We start from the raw sequence: 18,490 nt of genomic DNA on the forward strand, positions 1-18,490 counted from the left end.
AGGAGCATTACGCAAGCCAGCTGTGCCGCGAATCAATAAGGCGAAGCCGCAAGGCCCGCTCCGGGAGACGCGGGCCCGGAACTGGCCCGCGACGGACACGTTTTGGCCGCATGCCTTCGACCGTCATCCAGTCGTTCGAGTACGACGCCCGCACGCGGCAGCTGCACGTGCTGTTTCGCTCCGGCCGAAGTTACATCTACCAGGACGTTGCGGGCGAGACCTATCAGGCCATGCGCCGGTCGTTCTCGAAGGGCGAGTTCTTCAACGAGCACATCCGCGACAAGTACGCTTTTCGGCGCGTCGACGTCGAAGACTGAATTCCGCTGCCCGGACGGGCGTAGTCACCGCCGTTCGCCGCGGCGTATCATGGGCGTCAGAACAAAGAGTGCGCGCGCACGGGATGCGCAGGAGCATCCATGAATAAACTCACCGTGCGAGGCGTCGACGGCTCCCACCGCGATTACGGACTGGCCGCCGGCAGCATCGTCATCGGGCGCGACCCCAACAGCGACATCCATCTGAAAGACCCGCAGGTCAGCTGGAAACATGCCGTGCTGGTCAATGACGCCAGCGGCTGCATCGTCGAAGACCTCGGCAGCTCCAACGGCACGTTCGTGGGCAACTCGCGCATCCAGCGACACCTGGTGCATCCCGGTGAGCGCATCAAGATCGGCCCCTACGAACTGATCGTGCAGGCGGTGCAGGTGCCTTCGCCGAACTCGGCCAGCGAGCGCACCTTGTTCGCTGCCGCCGATCATTATGTACAACATCACCAGCAAGAGCGGGGTGCGAGCGTACAGAGCGCCGTCAGCCGGGCGGGGGTCGCCGTCAAGGAAGCAACCCAGGTGCGTGACTGGCGAGCCCTCTGGAAACGGTTGCTGCCCATCTTCAATGCCAGCGAGCTGTACGGAACGATCGAGTGGCGCACCGAGCTCATGGCGGGACTCACCGTGGCGGCGTTGTTGGTCCCGCAAGGCATCGCATATGCATTGCTGGCGGGCTTGCCGCCGGTGATGGGGTTATATGCATCCATTCTGCCCATGATCGTTTACGCGCTCACGGGCAGTTGCCGGCACGCCTCGGTCGGACCGGTGACGGTCGACTCGCTCATGCTGGTGCTGGGGTTGAGCACGATGGCGATCGCGGGGACCGCCGCTTACATCGCGCTCGCCACGTTGCTGACGATGGTCATCGGCGTTACGCAGCTCGCGATGGGCGCGCTGCGCCTGGGCTTTCTGGTCAACTTTCTGTCTTATCCGGTGCTCGCTGGCTTTACGTCCGCCATCGCAGTCATCACCGCGTTGGGCCAATTGCATCACTTCCTGGGCGTGCCCCAGCAACAGTTTCCTTATTTGTACGAAGCGATGCTGGATGTGATGTCGCGCGCGGGCGAGGCCAATGTCGCGACGCTTGCCATCGGCATCAGCTGCATTCTGCTGTTGCTGGGCTTCAGCAAGCTGTCGCCGAAGGCGCCCGGGCCCTTGGCCATGGTGGCCGTATGCACGGCCTTGTCGTTTCTGTTCGGTTTGGAACGACATGGCGTGGACGTGCTTGGCGAGGTGCCGCGAGGACTGCCGCAGCTGAGCGCGCCCGATCTCAACTGGAGCCAGATCGAGCAATTGCTGCCGGTGGCGTTGACCATGGCGCTGGTCGGCTTCGCCCAAACTGTGTCGGTGGGCAAGTCGCTTGGCAACAAACACGGTTATGACATCGACGCCAATCGCGAGTTGACCGCTCTCGGGCTGGCCAATGTGAGCTCGAGCGTATCGCAGGGTTACGCCGTCTCGGGGAGCCTCGGCCGCTCCGCACTGAATGCCTCGGCGGGCGCGAAGACGCCGATCGCAGCGATCGTCACCGCACTTTGCATTCTGCTGACGTTGCTGTTTCTGGCACCCGTGTTTCGTTATTTGCCCGACGTGACGCTCGCCGCCATCCTGGTCGTGTCCTCGCTGCGCCTGATCGACACGCGCGAGATCCGTTATCTGTTCAACGTGAAGATCACCGAGGGCCTGCTGCTGGTGTTCACGTTCCTTGCCACGCTGATCTTCGGCGTGATGACCGGGTTGTTCATGGGGGTGGTCGCGTCGATCCTGCTGTTCATCACGCTGAATACCCGGCCTTACACCGCCATTCTGGGCCGCCTGCCCAACACCAACATCTTCCGCAATGTCGAGCATTTCCCGGAAGGCGAGACCATGCCGGGCCTGGTGATCCTGCGCATCGACGCGTCCTTGTACTTCGCCAACGTGGTGTTCCTGAAAGAGCGCATCCACGAGGTCTGTCGGACCTACCCGGGCGAGTTGAAGGCGCTGATTCTCGACGCCAGCGCAGTGAACGACCTGGATTCCTCGGCGGACACGGCCTTGCATCAGCTGTCCGATGAGTTCAAGAAGAAGGGCATCACATTCTATATCGCCGGCGTGAAAGCGCCGGTGCGTCGGGTCATGCAGCGCTCGGGGCTGTACACCGCGCTCGGCGGCGATCATTTCTTTTTCACCATCGACGCGGCGGTTCGGCGCTTTCAGGAAAAGACCGGTGGGCTTGCGCGGCAGCGCCAGTCTTCTTGAGAATGGCGAGGTGAAGCGACCAATCGAAATGAATTGCCCGTGCGGCTCGGCTCGGGAGTATGAGCGCTGCTGTGGACGTTGGCATCGCGGCGGGCTCGCGCCGGACGCTGAATCGTTGATGCGATCCCGGTACTCGGCGTTCGTGCTCGCTAACGAGGAATATCTGCTCGCCACCTGGCATCCGACGAAGCGGCCCAACTCCATTACCTTCGACACAAATCAGAAGTGGCTTGGACTGAAAATCGTCGAAGCCACTTCGACAGGGGCGACCACCGCGGAAGTGGAGTTCATCGCCCGTTACCGCATCGGCGGCGGCTCCGCTGCGCGGTTGCACGAGCGAAGCCGGTTCGTGAAGGAAGCGGACCGCTGGTGGTACGTCGACGGAGATATTCGCGCGTAGACGACGGCGGCTATCACATGCCGCCGAAGCCCAGTCCCAGACCCACCTTGAGCAAAATCAACGCGCCAAAGATCGCGAACAACGCAGCGGCGACGAACCGCATCTTGCTCAGAGGGAAACGCTTGGCGAGGTTTTCGCCGAGCATCACGGCGGGAATGTTTGCGACCATCATGCCGAGCGTGGTGCCAATGGCCACCGCGGTCAGGCTCGCGTACTTGGCGCCGAGCGCCACGGTCGCAAGCTGCGTCTTATCGCCCATCTCGGCCAGAAAGAACATCACCAACGTGGTGACGAAAGCGCCGTACTTCGTGGTGGGTTGCTCGGACTCGTCCAGCGTATCGGGAACCAAGGCCCAGCCGGCGAACGCAAAGAAGGCGAGCCCGAGGATCCAGCGCAAGACTTCGGGGTTGACGGTGGTGGCCACCCAATCGCCGGCGAGCGCGGCCAGCGCGTGATTGACGATGGTGGCCAGAAAAATGCCGGCGATGATGATCCACGGCTGCCTGCGAAAACGGGCGGCCAGGACGAACGACAGCAGCTGCGTCTTATCGCCCATCTCGGCGATTGCAACCATGCCGAGCGAGGTAACCAAGGCTTCCACGGATGACTCCAGGGGCCAGCGGCTCGAATACCCATGACTTCGCCCCACCGCCGGCCCCGGCCGCGGGCAAAGTCAAAGGTCTCGCCTAGCTGATGCCGCCGACGCCATGGTCTTCGACCAAGTCTGTTGACGTCGGCTCCTTACGTTGCGTAAGGCGGCTACTCCCCAGTGACGGGGCGGGAAGATAGCGGGTCGGGCGGCGATACACAAGCTGCCCGCGCCGCCGGGCCCGTCGATCCGAGCGTTCCGCGAGTTCTCCGAGACAGAGTCGCTGGCGCTTGCTTCCTCAAGAGGAGCGTGACGGGTCGGTCAAAGGCTCGGCCAGGTCGTGCGGCGTCGAGACATGGCCCGCCGGCAGTGCTCCGGTCTGACGCTCGATCATGCGCCGGACGACCGGCAGGCCAGGGCCTTGGTGCAACTCACGCAGACGTTGCGGAATGTTTGCATCGTCCTGCGTCATGCGATTGTTGTGGCGGATGTATTCGAGCCAGGTCGGCGTTGTGAAGCGCTCGACCCAGACGTGCGGATCGGCCAGGTCTCGCAGCAGCATCCAGTTCATCGCGCCATCGCGCTTACGAATGCGCCGTCGCTCGGCCATGGTGTTCAAAAACTCGAGCACGTCCTCTTCACGAATGTTGTACTCGACGGTGATCACCACCGGGCCGGTGCGCGACTCGACAGGGACGGCGGTTTCCGGCGCCTGCCACAGGCGCAGCGGGTCCAGATTCAAGTCGTCTGTTTCGGAAAGGGGAATGCGAAGGCCCATGGCCGCGCAGATCAGCATGACGATGGCGGCCGCGACCATGGCGAGCAGTACTCCATCGCTCGCGGAGATCACGCCCCACAACCAGCTGCCACCCGCCATGCCGGCGAACGTTGTGACTTGATACAAAGAGAGTGCGCGTGCGACGACCCAGCGCGGTGTCGACAGCTGAACTGTCACGTTGAACGTCGATAGCGTCAGCACCCAGGCTGCGCCGGCGATCACCATCATCGGGACGGTGAGGGCGATGTACGGGCTGATTCCGGAAACAGCGGCCGCGATCGCGAAGGCGATGCAGGAGACTCGCGCCAGTCCTTCCGACGAAAGTCTCTGACGCAATCGTGCGCTACTCAAGGCGCCGCCGACAGCGCCAGCGCCGAACGCGCCGAGCAACAAGCCGTATGTCATCGGTCCACCGCCGAGGAGATCTCGTGCGATCAGCGGGAGCAGCGCCATCACGGAGCTGGCGCCAATACCGAACACCGCGCCTCGGACCAGAACTCTCCTGATCCCGGGTGACATCGAAACGTAACGCAGGCCGGCCGCGATGGCGATGCCGAGCGTTTCTCGAGGAAGCAGTTGCGGTGGGCGAACCGGGCGCCAGCGGGTCAGCACCCAGATCAGCGGAATGTAACTTGCCGCATTCACCGCGAACGCCGCCGCCGCTCCTGCCCCGGCCACGATCGCGCCGCCGATCGCTGGGCCCACACTGCGCGCGATGTTGAACCCCATGCTGTTGATCGCGACCGCTCCTGCCAGATGCGATCTAGGCACCATGTCGCCCACCGATGCTTGCCACGCTGGCCCGTTGAACGCCGCGCCACAGCCGATGAGAAATGTGAACAGCAGCAGCAGCCAAGGCGAGATCATGCCCAACCAGGCAAACACCGTGAGCGTGATCGAAACCAGCAGATTGAAAATCTGCGCTCCCAGCAGTACCTGCCGCCGATCCAGACTGTCGGCCATCGCGCCGGCGAACAGCGAGAACAACACGATGGGAAGCGCCACGGACGTCTGCACCAGCGCCACCATGTCGGCCGATTTCGCAATCGAAGTCATCATCCACGACGCGCCGACCGTCTGAATCAACCCACCCAGATTCGACAGCACGCTGGCGAACCAGATGGAGCGAAACACCGGAAAGCGGAACGGGGACAACGCCGAGACCGGCGGCGTGTCGTCGGCGGTGGAAGCGGAGGTGGCCTGGAGCATCACGCAATCATAGCGCGATGCGGGTGAATTCAGGGTGTGGGACGCCGAACTCAGTCTCTCAGCACCAAGTCGAGCTCACGGATCCTGGGATCCGACTGAGCATTGTGGAGCTGCTGCAATCGGTTGATTTGCGCCAGCGACGCCATCAGGATCGACAGGGCTTGCAGATAGCCTGCGCGATGAAGCCTCACGACCGACTCGGCGGGCAGGGAAGATTGAGCGCGGTCGCTGATGCTGTACAAGCCGCCAACGCGCGCTTCGGCGCCATCTTCCATGCGCAATATGACTTCCAGCGGCCGCACGAGCTGTAGCTGCGTCAACTCGTTCACGAACGCCCGCATGTCTTCGAAGTCCTGGCGCAGTTTGGAAAGTGCAGTGGCCAGTTGCTTAGCGTAGGGCGTGGGATCGCCAGCATCGTCGAACAGCCGATCGCCGTCGGGCACGCCGAACACCTCGCTGCGCTCGTCGATGGCCATGCCCAGCGCACCGGTAGCGCTGACAAAGAACGGGTAGCGCAACGAGTTCTGAGGAATGTACGTCGCATACCAATGCGAGCCGGCGACATACAGATTTCGACCTGGCTGAAAACCATACAAAGCGACGACGTTGAATTGACCTGTCTCGGTGTGCTTGAGCAAGGCCAACGGATAATCCGCGGCGGCGAGCGCGATCTCGCTCCAACCGAGGATGGCGTGTTGTTGCCGACTCGAGTGCGAGTAGTCCGGAAAGGCGCCGACGCGCAACGTACGGTGGCGGCTCGAATCGAGAGGCTGAGCGATGCATGTATCCATATGCGATTCGATGTCCATGATCAGCAGGCGCTGCGAGCACCGTAGCCCCGCGCTTGTGCGCGACGCAAGGCTCGCTTGATTAGTCATACAAATTAGTTACAGTGAGCGGGCACGGATCACAACCACACGGACGGGGGATGCATGAGAGCCAGGCAGCGCATCGTGTATGGATCGCGTATTGCTTCGTTCACTGGCGGCGGCCTGATCGTGCTGGCGGCCGCAGCGCCGAGCGAAGTGCTCGCCGCGCAAGCTTTGGAAGAAGTCGTCGTCACCGGCATCCGCGGCAGCTTGAGCGAGTCGGCGGAGATCAAGCACAGCTCGAATTCCATCCTGGACTCGATCAGCTCCGAGGACCTGGGAAAATTCCCCGATTCCAACGTTGCCGAATCCCTGCAGCGCATTCCTGGCGTCGCCATCGATCGCAGCGACGGCGAAGGTCGCTTCGTGACCGTGCGCGGCTTTGGGCCGGAGTTCAACAACGTGCTGCTCAACGGACGCACCTTCGCCAGCGACAACGAGGGTCGCGAGTTCAGCTTCGATCTGCTGGCGGCCGAGCTCATCGCGGGCGCGGACATCTATAAAAGCGCCGTGGCCAGCGTCCCCGACGGCGGCATAGGAGCCACGATCAACGTCAGAACGCCGCGGCCGCTGGACTTGGGAGGCTTCAACGCCATCGTGTCTGGCAAGGGCATGTACGAGGAGGTGAGCGAGGACGTTGCGCCCCAAGGCTTCGCATTGCTGAGCGATGTCTTTGCCGATGGCAAGTTCGGCATACTCGGCGCGGTGTCGTATCAGGAGCGCAAGTCGCTCATCAATTTCATTCGCAACAGCGGCTACTTGCCGCGTTCCATCGTCGGGCCGCCCAGCGCGCCGCTCTTCACCAACGTATTCGCGCCCCGCAATCTGGATGTCGGTCAGGAGACTCAGGATCGCAAACGTCGCGGCGTCAACATCACCGCGCAGTACCGGCCGGCGGACGATCTCACTTTGACGCTCGACGGTTTGTACAACAAGTTTGACGTCGAGTCTTCGATGCGCTCGCTGGGCAGCTGGTTCGAACCGTCGAACTACACCGCCGCGACCATTGACGACAATCGCACCGTGACCTCGCTGACCACCAATGGCAACGCCGACTTCATCGCGGAGGCGGACAATCGATATGTCACCACGCGCGCACTCGGGTTCAACATGGAATGGCAGGCGAGTGACGCGATCGGCCTGGACGCCGACGTAGCATGGTCGGAGTCCGAGAACGATGCCGGTGGCAAGAACTATTTCACGGTGATTGGCGTGGCCACGCCGTACAGCTTCACTCAAGCCAGTGGCAGCGGATTTCCATCGGTGTTCGGCTATTCATCCAGCCTCACCGATCCAAACGTCGGCCGCACGCACCTCGCGCAGCGCAGCGGAGATGATCAGCGAGAGCAGGTGGTCGAGTCCAAGCTGAAGCTCGAGTGGAGTCCGGAAGGCGATTTCCTTGAAGCCGCGCGAATCGGCGCGCTGTTGACGCGGCGAGAGAAGGAAACAAGGTCCATAGCGACCGATGGCAACATCACTTGCTTGTACTGCGGCTATCCCACGCTGACCGATCCCGGCCTGCTGCGCCCGTTGGATCTCGGCAGCTTCCTCGGCGGGGGCGGATCGGTGCCCAAGCGTTTTCAAACATATGACCCCGAGGCTTACTTCGCATTTCTCGAAAGTGCCCAGGCGGCGGCGGCACTCGACGCGGCGAGGGGCGTGGCGCCAGGCACGAGCGCAGCCGCGCTGGCGCAGGCGGGTGGCTTCGTTGCGGTTCCTCAATCGAGCTCCTATAGCATCGACGAAGATGTGCTCGCGGGCTTCGTCGAGTTCGACTTCGGCGGAACATTGGGATCGATGCCATGGTTCCTCAACCTTGGCGTGCGCTACTCGCGCACCGAGATCGATGCCGCGGGTCAGCAGCTCGAACTGATCGACATTCTGCCGGTGGCGGGAGATCCGACGATTTACCAGGGCGTGTTCGCCAACGACGGCGATCCACAGCCGACGCGACGCAGCTCCAGCTATAACGACGTGCTGCCGAGCCTGAACTTCAAGCTCGAGCTGACGCCCGAAATCGTCGGCAGGTTCTCGGCATCGCGAACGCTCAGTCGTCCTCAGGTGCAGGACCTCGCGCCTCGCACGAATATCGACACGCTGCGGCCGGCGAGCCTGGCGGCGAGCGGCGGCAATCCGGATCTGAAGCCGTACACTGCCGACAACTACGATGTTTCGCTGGAATGGTATCCCGACAGAACCACCATGCTCAGCGCCGCCTTGTTCTACAAGGATGTGAAAGACTTCATCGTGCAAACGCGCGCCGACGAAACATTCACTATCATCAACTCGGGCAACTTGCCGGTCGGCGGCTTGATCACGGGCCCGAACGAAGCCAGGTTCAGTGTGCGTCGACCGCGCAATCTCGATAATGCGACGGTGCGTGGCGCGGAGTTGAACCTCGTCTACTCATTCACGAATTTGCCGGGCTGGCTGAGCGGATTCGGCACGCAGCTCAATGCGACGTTTGTCGAAAGCAATGTGGCCTTCGCACCCGAATCCGATACGGTGTCGTTTGCGCTGGAAGGTCTGGGCGACTCGCGCAATGCGACCTTGTTTTACGAGTACCAACGGATTGGGGTGCGCGTCGCATATAACTGGCGCGACGGATTTCTGGAGCAATTGGTCACTTCCGGTCAGGGCGGCGATCCCGTGTACCGTCGCACTTATGAGCAGATGGATTTGCGACTTAGCTTCATGCTCACCGACCAGGTTCAGACCTTTCTCGAGGGCACCAACGTGCTCGGCGAGGAGATCATCACCACCGGCCGCTTCGACAATCAGGTGCTCAGCTATATCGACACCGGAGCCCGATGGGCATTGGGCCTGCGCGCGACGTTCTGAGCTTCGATGAGCTTGCGGGCGCGAGTTTCAGAGGCGTAGCATGTCTTGCGCATAGTTGAAGCCGAACGCTGTCCTGTTTCGATTCAGCGGGAGAGAGCGATGGCAGATCCGGTCGCGTGGCGCCTTTCTGGCGACTACTTCGAGAACTGCAGTTGCAGCGTGGTATGCCCCTGTCTCGTGTCGGCGGGTCCGCCGTTGAGCGCGCGACCCACCGAGGGCTTTTGCAACGTCCCGTTGATCTTTCATATCGAGAGTGGCCACTACGACGAGGTCGTGCTGGATGGCCTGAATGTGCTGGTGGTTCTTCAGGCACCCGGTGTGATGGCGGAGGGAAATTGGTCACTGGCCACTTACATCGATGAGCGCGCCGATGACAAGCAGACCGAGGCGCTGGCTGCGATCTTCAGCGGTGCTGCCGGAGGCCCGATGGCGGCGTTCACGCCGCTGATCAGCAAGAATCTCGGCGTGACCAAGGTGCCCATCACCTTCAAGATCGACGGCAAGACGCGGTCCGCGGAGATTCCGGGCATCCTGCACATGTCCGTGGATCCCTTGCCGACCATGCATCCGAGCGGGGAGATGCGGGTGAATCTCGGCCATCCGGTTCGTCCTGACGAGATGGTGCTGGCGGTCGGCGCCGCCGGCAGCACATTCAGCGATCGAGGGACACGTTGGGACAATTCAGGCAAGAACGGCCTCTACGCAGCCATCCAATGGTCGAATCTGTCGTGATCGTCTGCTAGCGACGCCCGATCGGAAGGATTACGCTGCCGACGCGACGAGAGGATCGCTCCGAATGGATGGTGCTGGATGCGACGGCTGTTACACGGACTGCTGGTATTGCTCGCATTTTCCTGCCATGCCGATGACACGGCGGGATATCAGGAATGGCTGAAGTTCAAGCAGGCCATGCAGGCGGAAGCCGGCGGGCCGACGGGCATGTATGCAATTCAGGACATGATCGAGCTGGGCGCGGGCGAAAGCGCTCATCTGCCGGCGAGGCAATCTGCGGAGAAGAAAGACAACCTGCGCTGGTTGAAAAAGCCGGCATCGGCAGCGCTCGCCATAGTGAAATTTGCCGATCAGCGCGCCATCGTCAGCGGACCAGGCATTCAATCGACCGATCTGTTGCAAACCCAGGGCAAAGCGGTGCCGTTGGGCGATGGGCTCGCGGTCAAAGGCACGCTGTTGCGAGACAAGACACTGAAGCTCTGGCTCTACGATGCCAACTTACCCGCGAAACGGAATTTCAAACAGCTCGACTTCTATCCGTACGATCCGCGCGGCCGCATCACCGGCCGCTTTCGACGCAACGAGCAGCCAGTCGCGGTGAGCTATCTCGATTCGCGCGACCAGGCCGGCACCATGTACGAAGTCGGTGTGATCGAGGCGACCATCGAAGGCAAGCAGTACGATCTGAAGACCGTCAGCTACAAGAATCGATGGAAGGAGATCGATTTCCTGCTGTTACTGTTACGTGACGGCACGTCGGGCAAGACGACCTACGGCGGTGGCCGGGTCGTCGAAATCGCCATTCCCAAAGGCGCGCCGCCGGCGTCGGTCACCTTTGACCTCAATCTGGCGTACAGCTTTTTGTGCGCGCACTCCGAGTTCTACAACTGCCCCTTGGTGCTGACTAATCGGGTCGGCGTCGAGTTGCCGTTCGGAGAAAAGTTTCCGCCGCAGATGAGCAATCAGTGAGCCATCGCCGTTCCGATTTTTGCTCCCGTCTCTATAAACCCGTCGCGGGTTCGATGCATCGGATCCGTTCATGAGGCAGCAACAACGAGACTCCGCGGTTCATTGGGTGGCGTGGACAACACTTCTGTTGGGACTGACATTCAGCGTCTGCTCGCCAGGACAGGAGGCGCCGAGCGCCACGCCCGTACCATGGAGCGCGCCAGCGTCCGTGAGCGTGGTGGAAGAAGAAAGGACTTTCGAGAATGAGGAAGCGACGCTCAGCGGAACGCTCTACGTGGCTCGAGATCGCAAGCCCCAGTCGGCCATCGTCGTGACGCATTCAGCCGCCGCCGCACAACGCGATCTACCGCTTTATCAGCATTTGAAACAGATGCTTCCCGCGCTTGGCATTGCCGTCTTCATCTACGACAGGCGGGGCAGCGGCAAATCGGGCGGCGATCTGCGAACCAGCGACTACGCGATGCTCGCTGACGACGCCATTGCCGCCGTTCGAATGCTGAAGACCGATTCGCGTATCGACTCACGACGCGTTGGAATCTGGGGACTCAGCCAGGGCGGCTGGCTGGCGCTTCTGGCCGCATCGCGCAGTTCCGAGCCCGCCTTTGTCATTTCTGTGTCGGCGCCGCTGGTGACTCCGGACGTACAGATGATGTTCCGCTCCATCAACAGTCTGCGCGTGCATGGTTACCCGCAGGCCGAGATCGACCAGATGATCGCAACTCGCAAAGCTGTGGATGACTACATGCGCGGCTCCGGTGATCGCGCGACCGCTCAGCGCCTGGTCGATGCGGCGAAGATCAAGCCCTGGTTCAAGCTGCTCTACATGGGCGAGACGGTGACGGACCGCGCGACCTCGCGCTGGCGTAAGGAGATCGAGTTCGATCCACTGAAAACGCTGGAGGGCGTCAAGATCCCGGCGCTGGTGATTTTTGGAGCCGCAGATCCTGTCGTGCCAGTTGACGTTTCAGTGAAGCGGCTGCGAGCCGCGCATCCGAAGCTCGACATTGCGGTCATCGCCGGCGCTGATCACGCAATGCAATTGTCAGTGCCCGTGCAGGTTCAGATGGATCCCGCCCGCACTCTCGAGGAAGCGCCGCAAGCGGCGGAGTACTTCGCGATCCTCGCCAGTTGGCTGACGGAGCACGCATTGACCACCTCGATCGGGCGCTAGCTTGACCTGCACCCAAGGGCAAGCCGTATAGTGGAGTCGTGCAGCGCTGAAGCGCGCGGGATGACACTCACTCATGGCTCCAGACCCAAGACGTGCAAGCGTAGGCACCGATGAGACGATAACAACCAGTCTGGACCGGGCGCCGCAGGAAGCCTTGAGTGCGCTGTTCCTGAGGTTCTTGAAATTCGGCGCCATGGCGTGGGGTGGCCCCATGGCGCAGATCGCCATGCTGCGCCGATCGCTGGTTGAAGAACAACACTGGGTTTCCTCGGAGCACTTCAACCGCATTCTGGCGCTGTATCAGGTGCTGCCGGGACCGGAAGCGCACGAGATGTGTGTGTATTTCGGCACTCTGGCGCGCGGCCGCATCGGAGGTTTGCTCGCAGGCCTCGGATTCATGCTGCCGGGCTTCCTGCTGATCCTGGTATTGTCGTGGGCGTATTTTCATCTGGGTCTGGACCTGCGCGGCAATCTGTCGCTGTTGTTTGCAGCAGCGCAAGCGGCGGTGATCGCGCTCATCGTCCGTGCCGTTCATCGAATCGGCAGCCATGTCCTGCTGAATCCATGGTTATGGGGCATCGGTGTAGGCAGCTTCCTCGGGCAACTCATGGGCGTGCACTTCGCCGTGCTGTTGACGTGCGGCGGGCTCATCTATTTCATCCAGCGCTTCAACCCGACACTGACCGTCGTCCTGCTGGTGCTTTGCTTTGCCGGACTCGTAGGCAGCTATGGGATCTACGGCTTGTTCGATTCATCGCCGCTGACGCAGCCCGTCGTGGTCGACGCGCTTGGCTCCGAGGCCTTACGGCAAGCCTCTCTGGCAGCACTGTTCTGGTCGGGGCTCAAAGCCGGCTTGCTCACGTTTGGTGGCGCGTACACGGTCATTCCATTTCTGCAGCGGGATGCGGTGTCTCAAGGCGCATGGATGTCGAACGCGCAGTTCATGGACGGCATCGCGTTATCCGGATTGCTGCCGGCGCCGCTGATCATTTTCTCGACGTTCGTCGGCTATGCGGGCGGGGGGCTGGCGGGAGCCATCGTGATGACGGTCGCGATCTTTCTTCCGGCGTTCGTGCTTCCCATCCTGATCCACGAGCCGCTCGATCGTCTGCTCCACGATACTCGCATCCGAGATTTCCTGGATGGGATCACCGCCGCAGTGGTCGGCCTGATCGCCGGAACCGCTGTGGCCTTACTGATGGCGGCTGTGAAGGATGCCTACACTGCCGCGGTGTTCCTCGTGTCCGCCGGGCTGCTGTTCTATTCGAATCACAGGCTGATCGTGCCGCTGGTCATCGCCGGCGCCGCGGTCGTAGGTGCTTTTGCGATGGCAGTCACTTGAGAAAGGCGTGCGACTTGAAATTCCGGGTCGCGTCGCCATCGAGGGCGCTATACAGTAACGATATGGGCGCGCGGCTTCGGTGGGCGGCACGCGCCGACATCAGCCCACGGCAACCAAAGGAGGTGATCCAAGTGGCACATTTAAACGTTGGCTCGGCCGCGTCTCTAGGGGCGCTGGTTGGTAGCGAGGTTCATCGGCGTTAGTCGGTGCCTCTTGCTGGCCAGGAGGCCATAGAGGATGCGCGCAGGCTTTCGTCACGCGCGCGACCGGGTCCAACGGATGGACGCTCCGATGCAGTTGCCGTGCGGATGACCTTGGTTCGCACGTAGTTTGCTTCGAGCAGGGATGGCGGAGTTCGCAAGGACTCCGCCATTTTCTTTGGTCTATGCGGAGTCGCTAAAACTCCAGCGCCGCAGCCACGCCTCGGTACTGAGGTGCTCCCCGATGATCTCCGCAGCGGCCGGGCTCAGGCCGACGTTGGCGCCGGTGAGTGCAGCCTCGACTTTGCGCCGATCCAACAGCTGATGTTCGATAAGTTGTCCCTCGAGCATCAGCTCCCTGACGAACTCCAGGTTGTTTTGTAACAGGACGTTCATGGCCACGCCGATCGAGCCCTTGCGACGTCGCTGCACGACTCTTGAAGGGAGCACGTCCATGAATGCCCGACGCTCCAGAGCGCGGTCCCAACCGGCCGCGGTGTGCATGTAAACGGGAATCTGCAAGCACAGATCCACAAGCGGCTGCGATATCAACGGGCAAACGTACTCCGGATCTCCGCGCTCGGCGAAGGGAGAATAGAAATAGACGCCGTAGCCGCGCATCTGATACAGGTGTCGCAACTTCGCCGGAGGAAGCCGTCCACGAGTCGCAGTGTATCGGTGCCAGAAGAAGTCTGGTTCGTTCGCTGCCGCGCGAAGTACGTCTGGGCTGACCACCGAACGTTCACGGACGGACTTGACCATCTCATCGACACGAGCGATGGGAAGCAAAGCCCGACAGGCCTGCCACAGGACCGACCCCAGCGACAGGTTGTCCATGCGGGCGATCGAAAGCGCTAGATCGAAGCATCCATTCGTCCCGAAGTGTGCGCGCATCTGATCCGCCAATGCGAGAGGGACAGGTCCTTGGTAGAAGACGGCATCGCCGCCAACGCCAGTAAAGTAGGCAGCCGCGCCCGTGTCCTGCGCGAGCTTTCGTTCGACTTCTTGCGTCAGCGTTCGGTAGATGAGGCCGAGTGGCACAGTCGTTCTGGCGCAATCGAGCATGCCACGCAAATCGTGCGCCGGACTTTGCGACGGGCGCTCGATGAGTTCGCAGTCATGGCCGCTCAATGCGAGGCGAGCGAAGAAGCGCTCGTCGGAGTTCACACCCGCCAGGCCGTAGTAGTTCAAGCAGGTGATCCGTGGGCGCGATGGAGCCGAGGCCAGGCAGTGAAGCAGTACCGATGAATCCAGCCCTCCGGAAAGCAGATGCACGATCCGTGGATACCTGCTTGCCCACGCCGTAACCACCTGTTCGGTGCGTGCGCGAACGTGTCGGGTACTTTCTTCGATGCTGTTGGGCCACTCGCGACGGGCGATGCTCACGGGGTCCCACAATTGTCGACTGGCCGTGATCTTGCCATCGCGCAGCTCGATGCATTCGCCTGGATGAACCTGGCTGATCTCCCGGAGTCCGGTAGCTCGGCTCTGTGGGTCCGCGCAGCAGAGATGGCGAGCGATGTAGTGCCAGTCGATGGTGCAGCCATCGAGCCCGGCCATGCGCGCATCGTCCGCCCAGGAGAAGAAGATCAACAGGTTTGAAATCGCTGCGTAGTAACACGGCAAAACGCCGGTCGGATCTCGCAGGACCCGCAGCGTCGAGTTGCTGGTGGAGCAAATGAACGAGACGTAGCGTCCCCAGTAGCGATCGACCAGGTGCGTTCCGCCGCTGGCAACGATTCGATCCGACTCCGACTCGGAGAGCTGCACTCGAGCGCCGGGCTCGCGTTCCAGCGTCGCACAATCGAACAAAGTACCCAGCACGAGGCCGTCGCCTCTCGGGAAGGCGATACTCTCGGTCGATGGCGGCCGCAAACCGGTGAGATACACGCGCAAGCCAGGGACATCCATCGCGGTGGTCCATCGATCCGATGAGCACTCAAGGCGACGCTCAAGCTCGCGTGCGTTGATGCGCGCGCTCTCGCTGCGTGGATCCCATGTCGCGGCAAGAAAGCGGAACATCGATCGATGCGCGGTCAAACGACCATGATGGGCGTGAACAACGCCACGCGGTCGAGGGTATCGTTGAGTACGGCCTCTCCATCTTGCAACCAGCAGTGAGCCCCGAACGGGGCCTGGCGAACGCCGAATACCCACCGTGGCTGCCAACCGAAGCGCCCCAGAAAGTACAGCAGCGTCAGGGACTGAAACAAACACCGTTGGTGGCCGCTGAACACGAACGGCCGCAGCCAGTAGAAATCCTCCAGTAGTGATGCGAGGTCGGCGTCGGGTCGAGAGTCGCCGCGGCGTTTCGCAATCTTGTGTGTGATGTGTTCGATCGATTGGAAGCGAAGCGCGGCCTTCGCTTTGATCGTGGACCAGATCATCGCCGGCAAGTAGCACTCGGCACGTTGCCAGGTCGATGCAGGGGGTTGTGGAATGAGCTGGGGTTCGGGTATCAATGCCCGGCGGGGCGTAGGAATGCTCGCGGGCGTTGCGGCTTTTCCGTGTGATGGCGTTCTGGTCAGGATGCCCTGCGCGATCAAGTCATCGATGATCCCGTCCGCGGTCTGCGGCGACAAACTGCGATCTGCTGGCGGCGTGCTCGCAGCGGGCCAGCCCGGAACTCGTCTCGCGAGCAGCTGGGTTTGGTGCCTGGGAAGTGCGAGATACCGATTCCGCTTGAGGTCGAGCAGGACCACATCGGGAACGCTGCAGATGAAGATGTGCGGCTGCAGGTAAAGCGGCGGTTGCATGGCGACGCGGGCGGCGCTCGAGCGCCGCACACGTTCGGTTCGTTACCGGCCCATCAACACTCGTTGCCCCACCACGTCTTGTTTGCTTCGCAGCCCGCGGGGTTGAATTCGTGATCGCGACCGCCGATACCCTTTGTTTCTTCAGTGACGGTACCGAGCTCCAGTGGCTGCTCGAGCGACATCTCGTTGACCTGCATGGCGAACCTCCTTGTGCGTTACGCGTCGCCGATCTCAACGGACGAGGCATTTATTGTCAAGCAATGTACGAGCAGATCGATTTCAGATTGCCTGTGCGGAGGCGGGTTTGGATTACAGCAGTTCGTCGGACGCCATCGCGGACTCGATCTGATCGAAGTAGCGTAGGTGCGCGAGCGCGGTCGTTGTCTCGCTCGGGGCGTCGCAGCTGCAGTTCCAAACTTCCTGGCGCCGGATTTCTTGCAGAAGGTTGAAATACGCGACGTCGCGGATGCCTGCGCGTTCGAGCACGACAGCCGGCAGGAACCACGATGGGTGATCGTCGGTGCGCACTTCGTCGGAGCCGTTGTCGAGGAGCAGCCACGGCACGGCCTGTTCTTCAGGCCGCCTGCCATTCTGGAACGGCACTTGCGCAAACACTCGATTGAGCGGCGGCATATGATCGCTGTAGACGAGCAATAGCGTTCGGCGCTGCCGCGATTCGACGAAATCGATCAACCGGGCAAGCTGCTGGTCGGTGGCCTGAACCATGGCCATATAAGTTTGCAGAGCCGACTGTGTCGTAGCATCCAACCCGGCGATTTGAATCTCGGGTCGCTCATTCGACGCCAGTGGCACATCGTCATAGGGGCCGTGATTCTGGATGCTGATCGCCATGATCATCTGCGGCGCGCCATCGTCGTCCATCTCCGCCATGACGCGCTCTACCAGCGCTGCATCGCTCACATAGTGACCATGGCGCTCGGCGCCATCGAAAGCCGGGCCATTGATGAAGCGGTCGAAGCCCATGGCTCGGAACGCGTCGTTGCGATTCCAGAACGCGCCGCCGTTGGGATGGAGCGCCAACGTTCGATAGTCGCGCGCTTTCAATTCGCGCACCAAGCCGGGAATCTCCGAGCGCCTGAGCTGCAGATAGGGATATCTCACGCGTGCGAACGCGGCGAGCGGCAATCCGGTGAGCACCTCGAACTCGGTTCGAATCGTGCCGCCGCCGAACGTCGGGACATGCAGATTCCCGGACCAGCCGCGGCTCATGGCGGCGCGCAAGCGTGGAAGGGCATCGTAGTCGACGCCGGCGAGACGGCTCGGGTCGAACAGCGATTCACTCTGGAAGATGATGATGTCGGGAAGTTCGGTTCGCTCCACCGCTGCAACGGGCAGCGGAGCGAGCAGGCTGCGATCGTGAAGGACGCGACGCGCTTGCTCGAGGTTGACTGAATCTGGCGAGTCGTCGGCCAACTCCCAATAGAACAGCAGCATGTTGGTGATGATGCCCGTGCGCGCAGCGCTGTCGCGAGGCGCCCACGGCTCGAACTCCAGATTGCCGGCGTTGTAAATCACTTTCCACGGAGCGCTGCCGTGGGCGAGCGAAATCGCCAGAACAACTGCCGCCAATGCGATCGCTCCACGCGAACGACCTTTCAAGAACTCGATGGTCGGCTCCCTGCGGACCAGCAACAGCGTCACGGACAATGTCAGGATGGCAAAACACAGCTGCATTCGTGAGCTGGCGAGATACTGCGCGAAGAACGAGTAGCTCACGCCGAGTGTTTTCAAGAAACGAAAGTCGTCGGGCAGCAACGGCGTGGCCAGCTCCTGCATCTTCAGATGGTTGACGAAGTACACGGCGCCCAATGCGAGGACGGTCAGCCAGTTTGACAGAAGAAGCCGTCGCGTGATCACCAGGAAGGCGGCATTGAGAATCAGCACGGGTAACAAGTTCAGCGCGGCCAGCCCCCAGATGCGTGGTGTCGACAAGGTCAATGGCCAGGGCAGGGCCGGGTCGAGCCAGCACAGCAGCAGCACGTACGCCAATGGCGTGATCCACAGGGCGTACTTGATCGCACCGCTTGACCAAACCGATCCTGGATG

The 18,490-nt window shown here is 61.7% G+C and carries 15 protein-coding genes and 1 riboswitch; of the genes, 8 read left to right on the top strand and 7 right to left on the bottom strand.

Going from position 1 to position 18,490, the window contains the following annotated elements:
* Nucleotides 1-110: 110 nt before the first annotated feature.
* From JM946_RS10450 to JM946_RS10460, 3 genes are all read left to right on the top strand, one after another.
* The gene (locus tag JM946_RS10450) at nt 111-317 is read left to right on the top strand and encodes a KTSC domain-containing protein (RefSeq protein ID WP_203167231.1); all 207 of its coding nucleotides are present in this window, start codon (nt 111-113) and stop codon (nt 315-317) included.
* A gap of 99 nt (nt 318-416) precedes the next feature.
* Nucleotides 417-2,567 (top strand): sulfate permease, encoded by a 2,151-nt coding sequence (sulP, locus tag JM946_RS10455; protein ID WP_203167232.1) that lies wholly within the window; start codon nt 417-419, stop codon nt 2,565-2,567.
* A 28-nt stretch (nt 2,568-2,595) separates the two neighbouring features.
* A complete protein-coding gene (locus tag JM946_RS10460) occupies nt 2,596-2,967 on the top strand; it encodes a YchJ family protein (protein WP_203167886.1) in 372 nt (123 codons plus the stop codon).
* 13 nt (nt 2,968-2,980) lie between these two features.
* On the opposite strand, the gene JM946_RS10465 is transcribed toward JM946_RS10460, so the two are convergent.
* The 3 genes from JM946_RS10465 to JM946_RS10475 all read right to left on the bottom strand — a co-directional run bounded on the left by JM946_RS10465 (nt 2,981) and on the right by JM946_RS10475 (nt 6,352).
* On the bottom strand, nt 2,981-3,568 hold the full coding sequence (locus JM946_RS10465; protein ID WP_203167233.1) for a TMEM165/GDT1 family protein: 588 nt from the start codon (nt 3,566-3,568) through the stop codon (nt 2,981-2,983).
* 4 nt (nt 3,569-3,572) lie between these two features.
* Nucleotides 3,573-3,747: riboswitch (yybP-ykoY riboswitch) on the bottom strand.
* 107 nt (nt 3,748-3,854) lie between these two features.
* Nucleotides 3,855-5,543, bottom strand: a complete 1,689-nt coding sequence (locus JM946_RS10470) for an MFS transporter (RefSeq protein WP_203167234.1) — start codon at nt 5,541-5,543, stop codon at nt 3,855-3,857.
* 50 nt (nt 5,544-5,593) lie between these two features.
* Nucleotides 5,594-6,352, bottom strand: coding sequence for a SapC family protein (locus tag JM946_RS10475; protein ID WP_218042741.1), 759 nt, complete (start codon nt 6,350-6,352; stop codon nt 5,594-5,596).
* Nucleotides 6,353-6,475: 123 nt separating this feature from the next.
* On the opposite strand from JM946_RS10475, the gene JM946_RS10480 reads away from it, so the two are divergent.
* From JM946_RS10480 to chrA, 5 genes are all read left to right on the top strand, one after another.
* Nucleotides 6,476-9,253 (top strand): TonB-dependent receptor, encoded by a 2,778-nt coding sequence (locus JM946_RS10480; RefSeq protein ID WP_203167236.1) that lies wholly within the window; start codon nt 6,476-6,478, stop codon nt 9,251-9,253.
* Nucleotides 9,254-9,352: 99 nt separating this feature from the next.
* Complete coding sequence (locus tag JM946_RS10485; RefSeq protein ID WP_203167237.1) at nt 9,353-9,985, top strand: DUF1326 domain-containing protein; 633 nt, start codon at nt 9,353-9,355, stop codon at nt 9,983-9,985.
* Nucleotides 9,986-10,063: 78 nt separating this feature from the next.
* Nucleotides 10,064-10,954, top strand: coding sequence for a DUF1684 domain-containing protein (locus JM946_RS10490; protein WP_203167238.1), 891 nt, complete (start codon nt 10,064-10,066; stop codon nt 10,952-10,954).
* A gap of 70 nt (nt 10,955-11,024) precedes the next feature.
* Nucleotides 11,025-12,125, top strand: a complete 1,101-nt coding sequence (locus JM946_RS10495) for an alpha/beta hydrolase family protein (RefSeq protein ID WP_203167239.1) — start codon at nt 11,025-11,027, stop codon at nt 12,123-12,125.
* Nucleotides 12,126-12,198: 73 nt separating this feature from the next.
* Nucleotides 12,199-13,467 carry a chromate efflux transporter gene (gene chrA / locus JM946_RS10500; protein WP_203167240.1) on the top strand — a complete coding sequence of 423 codons (1,269 nt, stop codon included), beginning with the start codon at nt 12,199-12,201 and terminating at the stop codon, nt 13,465-13,467.
* Nucleotides 13,468-13,850: 383 nt separating this feature from the next.
* On the opposite strand, the gene JM946_RS10505 is transcribed toward chrA, so the two are convergent.
* The 4 genes from JM946_RS10505 to JM946_RS10520 form a co-directional block, all read right to left on the bottom strand.
* A complete protein-coding gene (locus JM946_RS10505) occupies nt 13,851-15,578 on the bottom strand; it encodes an asparagine synthase-related protein (RefSeq protein WP_203167241.1) in 1,728 nt (575 codons plus the stop codon).
* Between the two features lie 125 nt (nt 15,579-15,703).
* Nucleotides 15,704-16,213 (bottom strand): lasso peptide biosynthesis B2 protein, encoded by a 510-nt coding sequence (locus tag JM946_RS10510; RefSeq protein ID WP_203167242.1) that lies wholly within the window; start codon nt 16,211-16,213, stop codon nt 15,704-15,706.
* A 263-nt stretch (nt 16,214-16,476) separates the two neighbouring features.
* Nucleotides 16,477-16,620, bottom strand: coding sequence for a hypothetical protein (locus JM946_RS10515; protein ID WP_203167243.1), 144 nt, complete (start codon nt 16,618-16,620; stop codon nt 16,477-16,479).
* Nucleotides 16,621-16,732: 112 nt separating this feature from the next.
* Complete coding sequence (locus tag JM946_RS10520; RefSeq protein WP_322110934.1) at nt 16,733-18,424, bottom strand: LTA synthase family protein; 1,692 nt, start codon at nt 18,422-18,424, stop codon at nt 16,733-16,735.
* Between the last annotated feature and the right edge of the window lie 66 nt (nt 18,425-18,490).

This window comes from Steroidobacter gossypii, assembly GCF_016801985.1.
In the GTDB taxonomy this organism is placed as follows: Bacteria; Pseudomonadota; Gammaproteobacteria; order Steroidobacterales; family Steroidobacteraceae; genus Steroidobacter; species Steroidobacter gossypii.

Bases quoted from the DNA above. Each gene is read 5' to 3' on its own strand.
- JM946_RS10485 (WP_203167237.1), top strand. From the start codon at position 9,353: ATGGCAGATCCGGTCGCGTGGCGCCTTTCTGGCGACTACTTCGAGAAC.
- sulP (WP_203167232.1), top strand. From the start codon at position 417: ATGAATAAACTCACCGTGCGAGGCGTCGACGGCTCCCACCGCGATTAC.
- JM946_RS10490 (WP_203167238.1), top strand. From the start codon at position 10,064: ATGCGACGGCTGTTACACGGACTGCTGGTATTGCTCGCATTTTCCTGC.
- chrA (WP_203167240.1), top strand. From the start codon at position 12,199: ATGGCTCCAGACCCAAGACGTGCAAGCGTAGGCACCGATGAGACGATA.
- JM946_RS10495 (WP_203167239.1), top strand. From the start codon at position 11,025: ATGAGGCAGCAACAACGAGACTCCGCGGTTCATTGGGTGGCGTGGACA.
- JM946_RS10515 (WP_203167243.1), bottom strand. From the start codon at position 16,620: ATGCAGGTCAACGAGATGTCGCTCGAGCAGCCACTGGAGCTCGGTACC.
- JM946_RS10460 (WP_203167886.1), top strand. From the start codon at position 2,596: ATGAATTGCCCGTGCGGCTCGGCTCGGGAGTATGAGCGCTGCTGTGGA.
- JM946_RS10470 (WP_203167234.1), bottom strand. From the start codon at position 5,543: ATGCTCCAGGCCACCTCCGCTTCCACCGCCGACGACACGCCGCCGGTC.
- JM946_RS10475 (WP_218042741.1), bottom strand. From the start codon at position 6,352: ATGGACATCGAATCGCATATGGATACATGCATCGCTCAGCCTCTCGAT.
- JM946_RS10450 (WP_203167231.1), top strand. From the start codon at position 111: ATGCCTTCGACCGTCATCCAGTCGTTCGAGTACGACGCCCGCACGCGG.
- JM946_RS10480 (WP_203167236.1), top strand. From the start codon at position 6,476: ATGAGAGCCAGGCAGCGCATCGTGTATGGATCGCGTATTGCTTCGTTC.
- JM946_RS10505 (WP_203167241.1), bottom strand. From the start codon at position 15,578: ATGGATGTCCCTGGCTTGCGCGTGTATCTCACCGGTTTGCGGCCGCCA.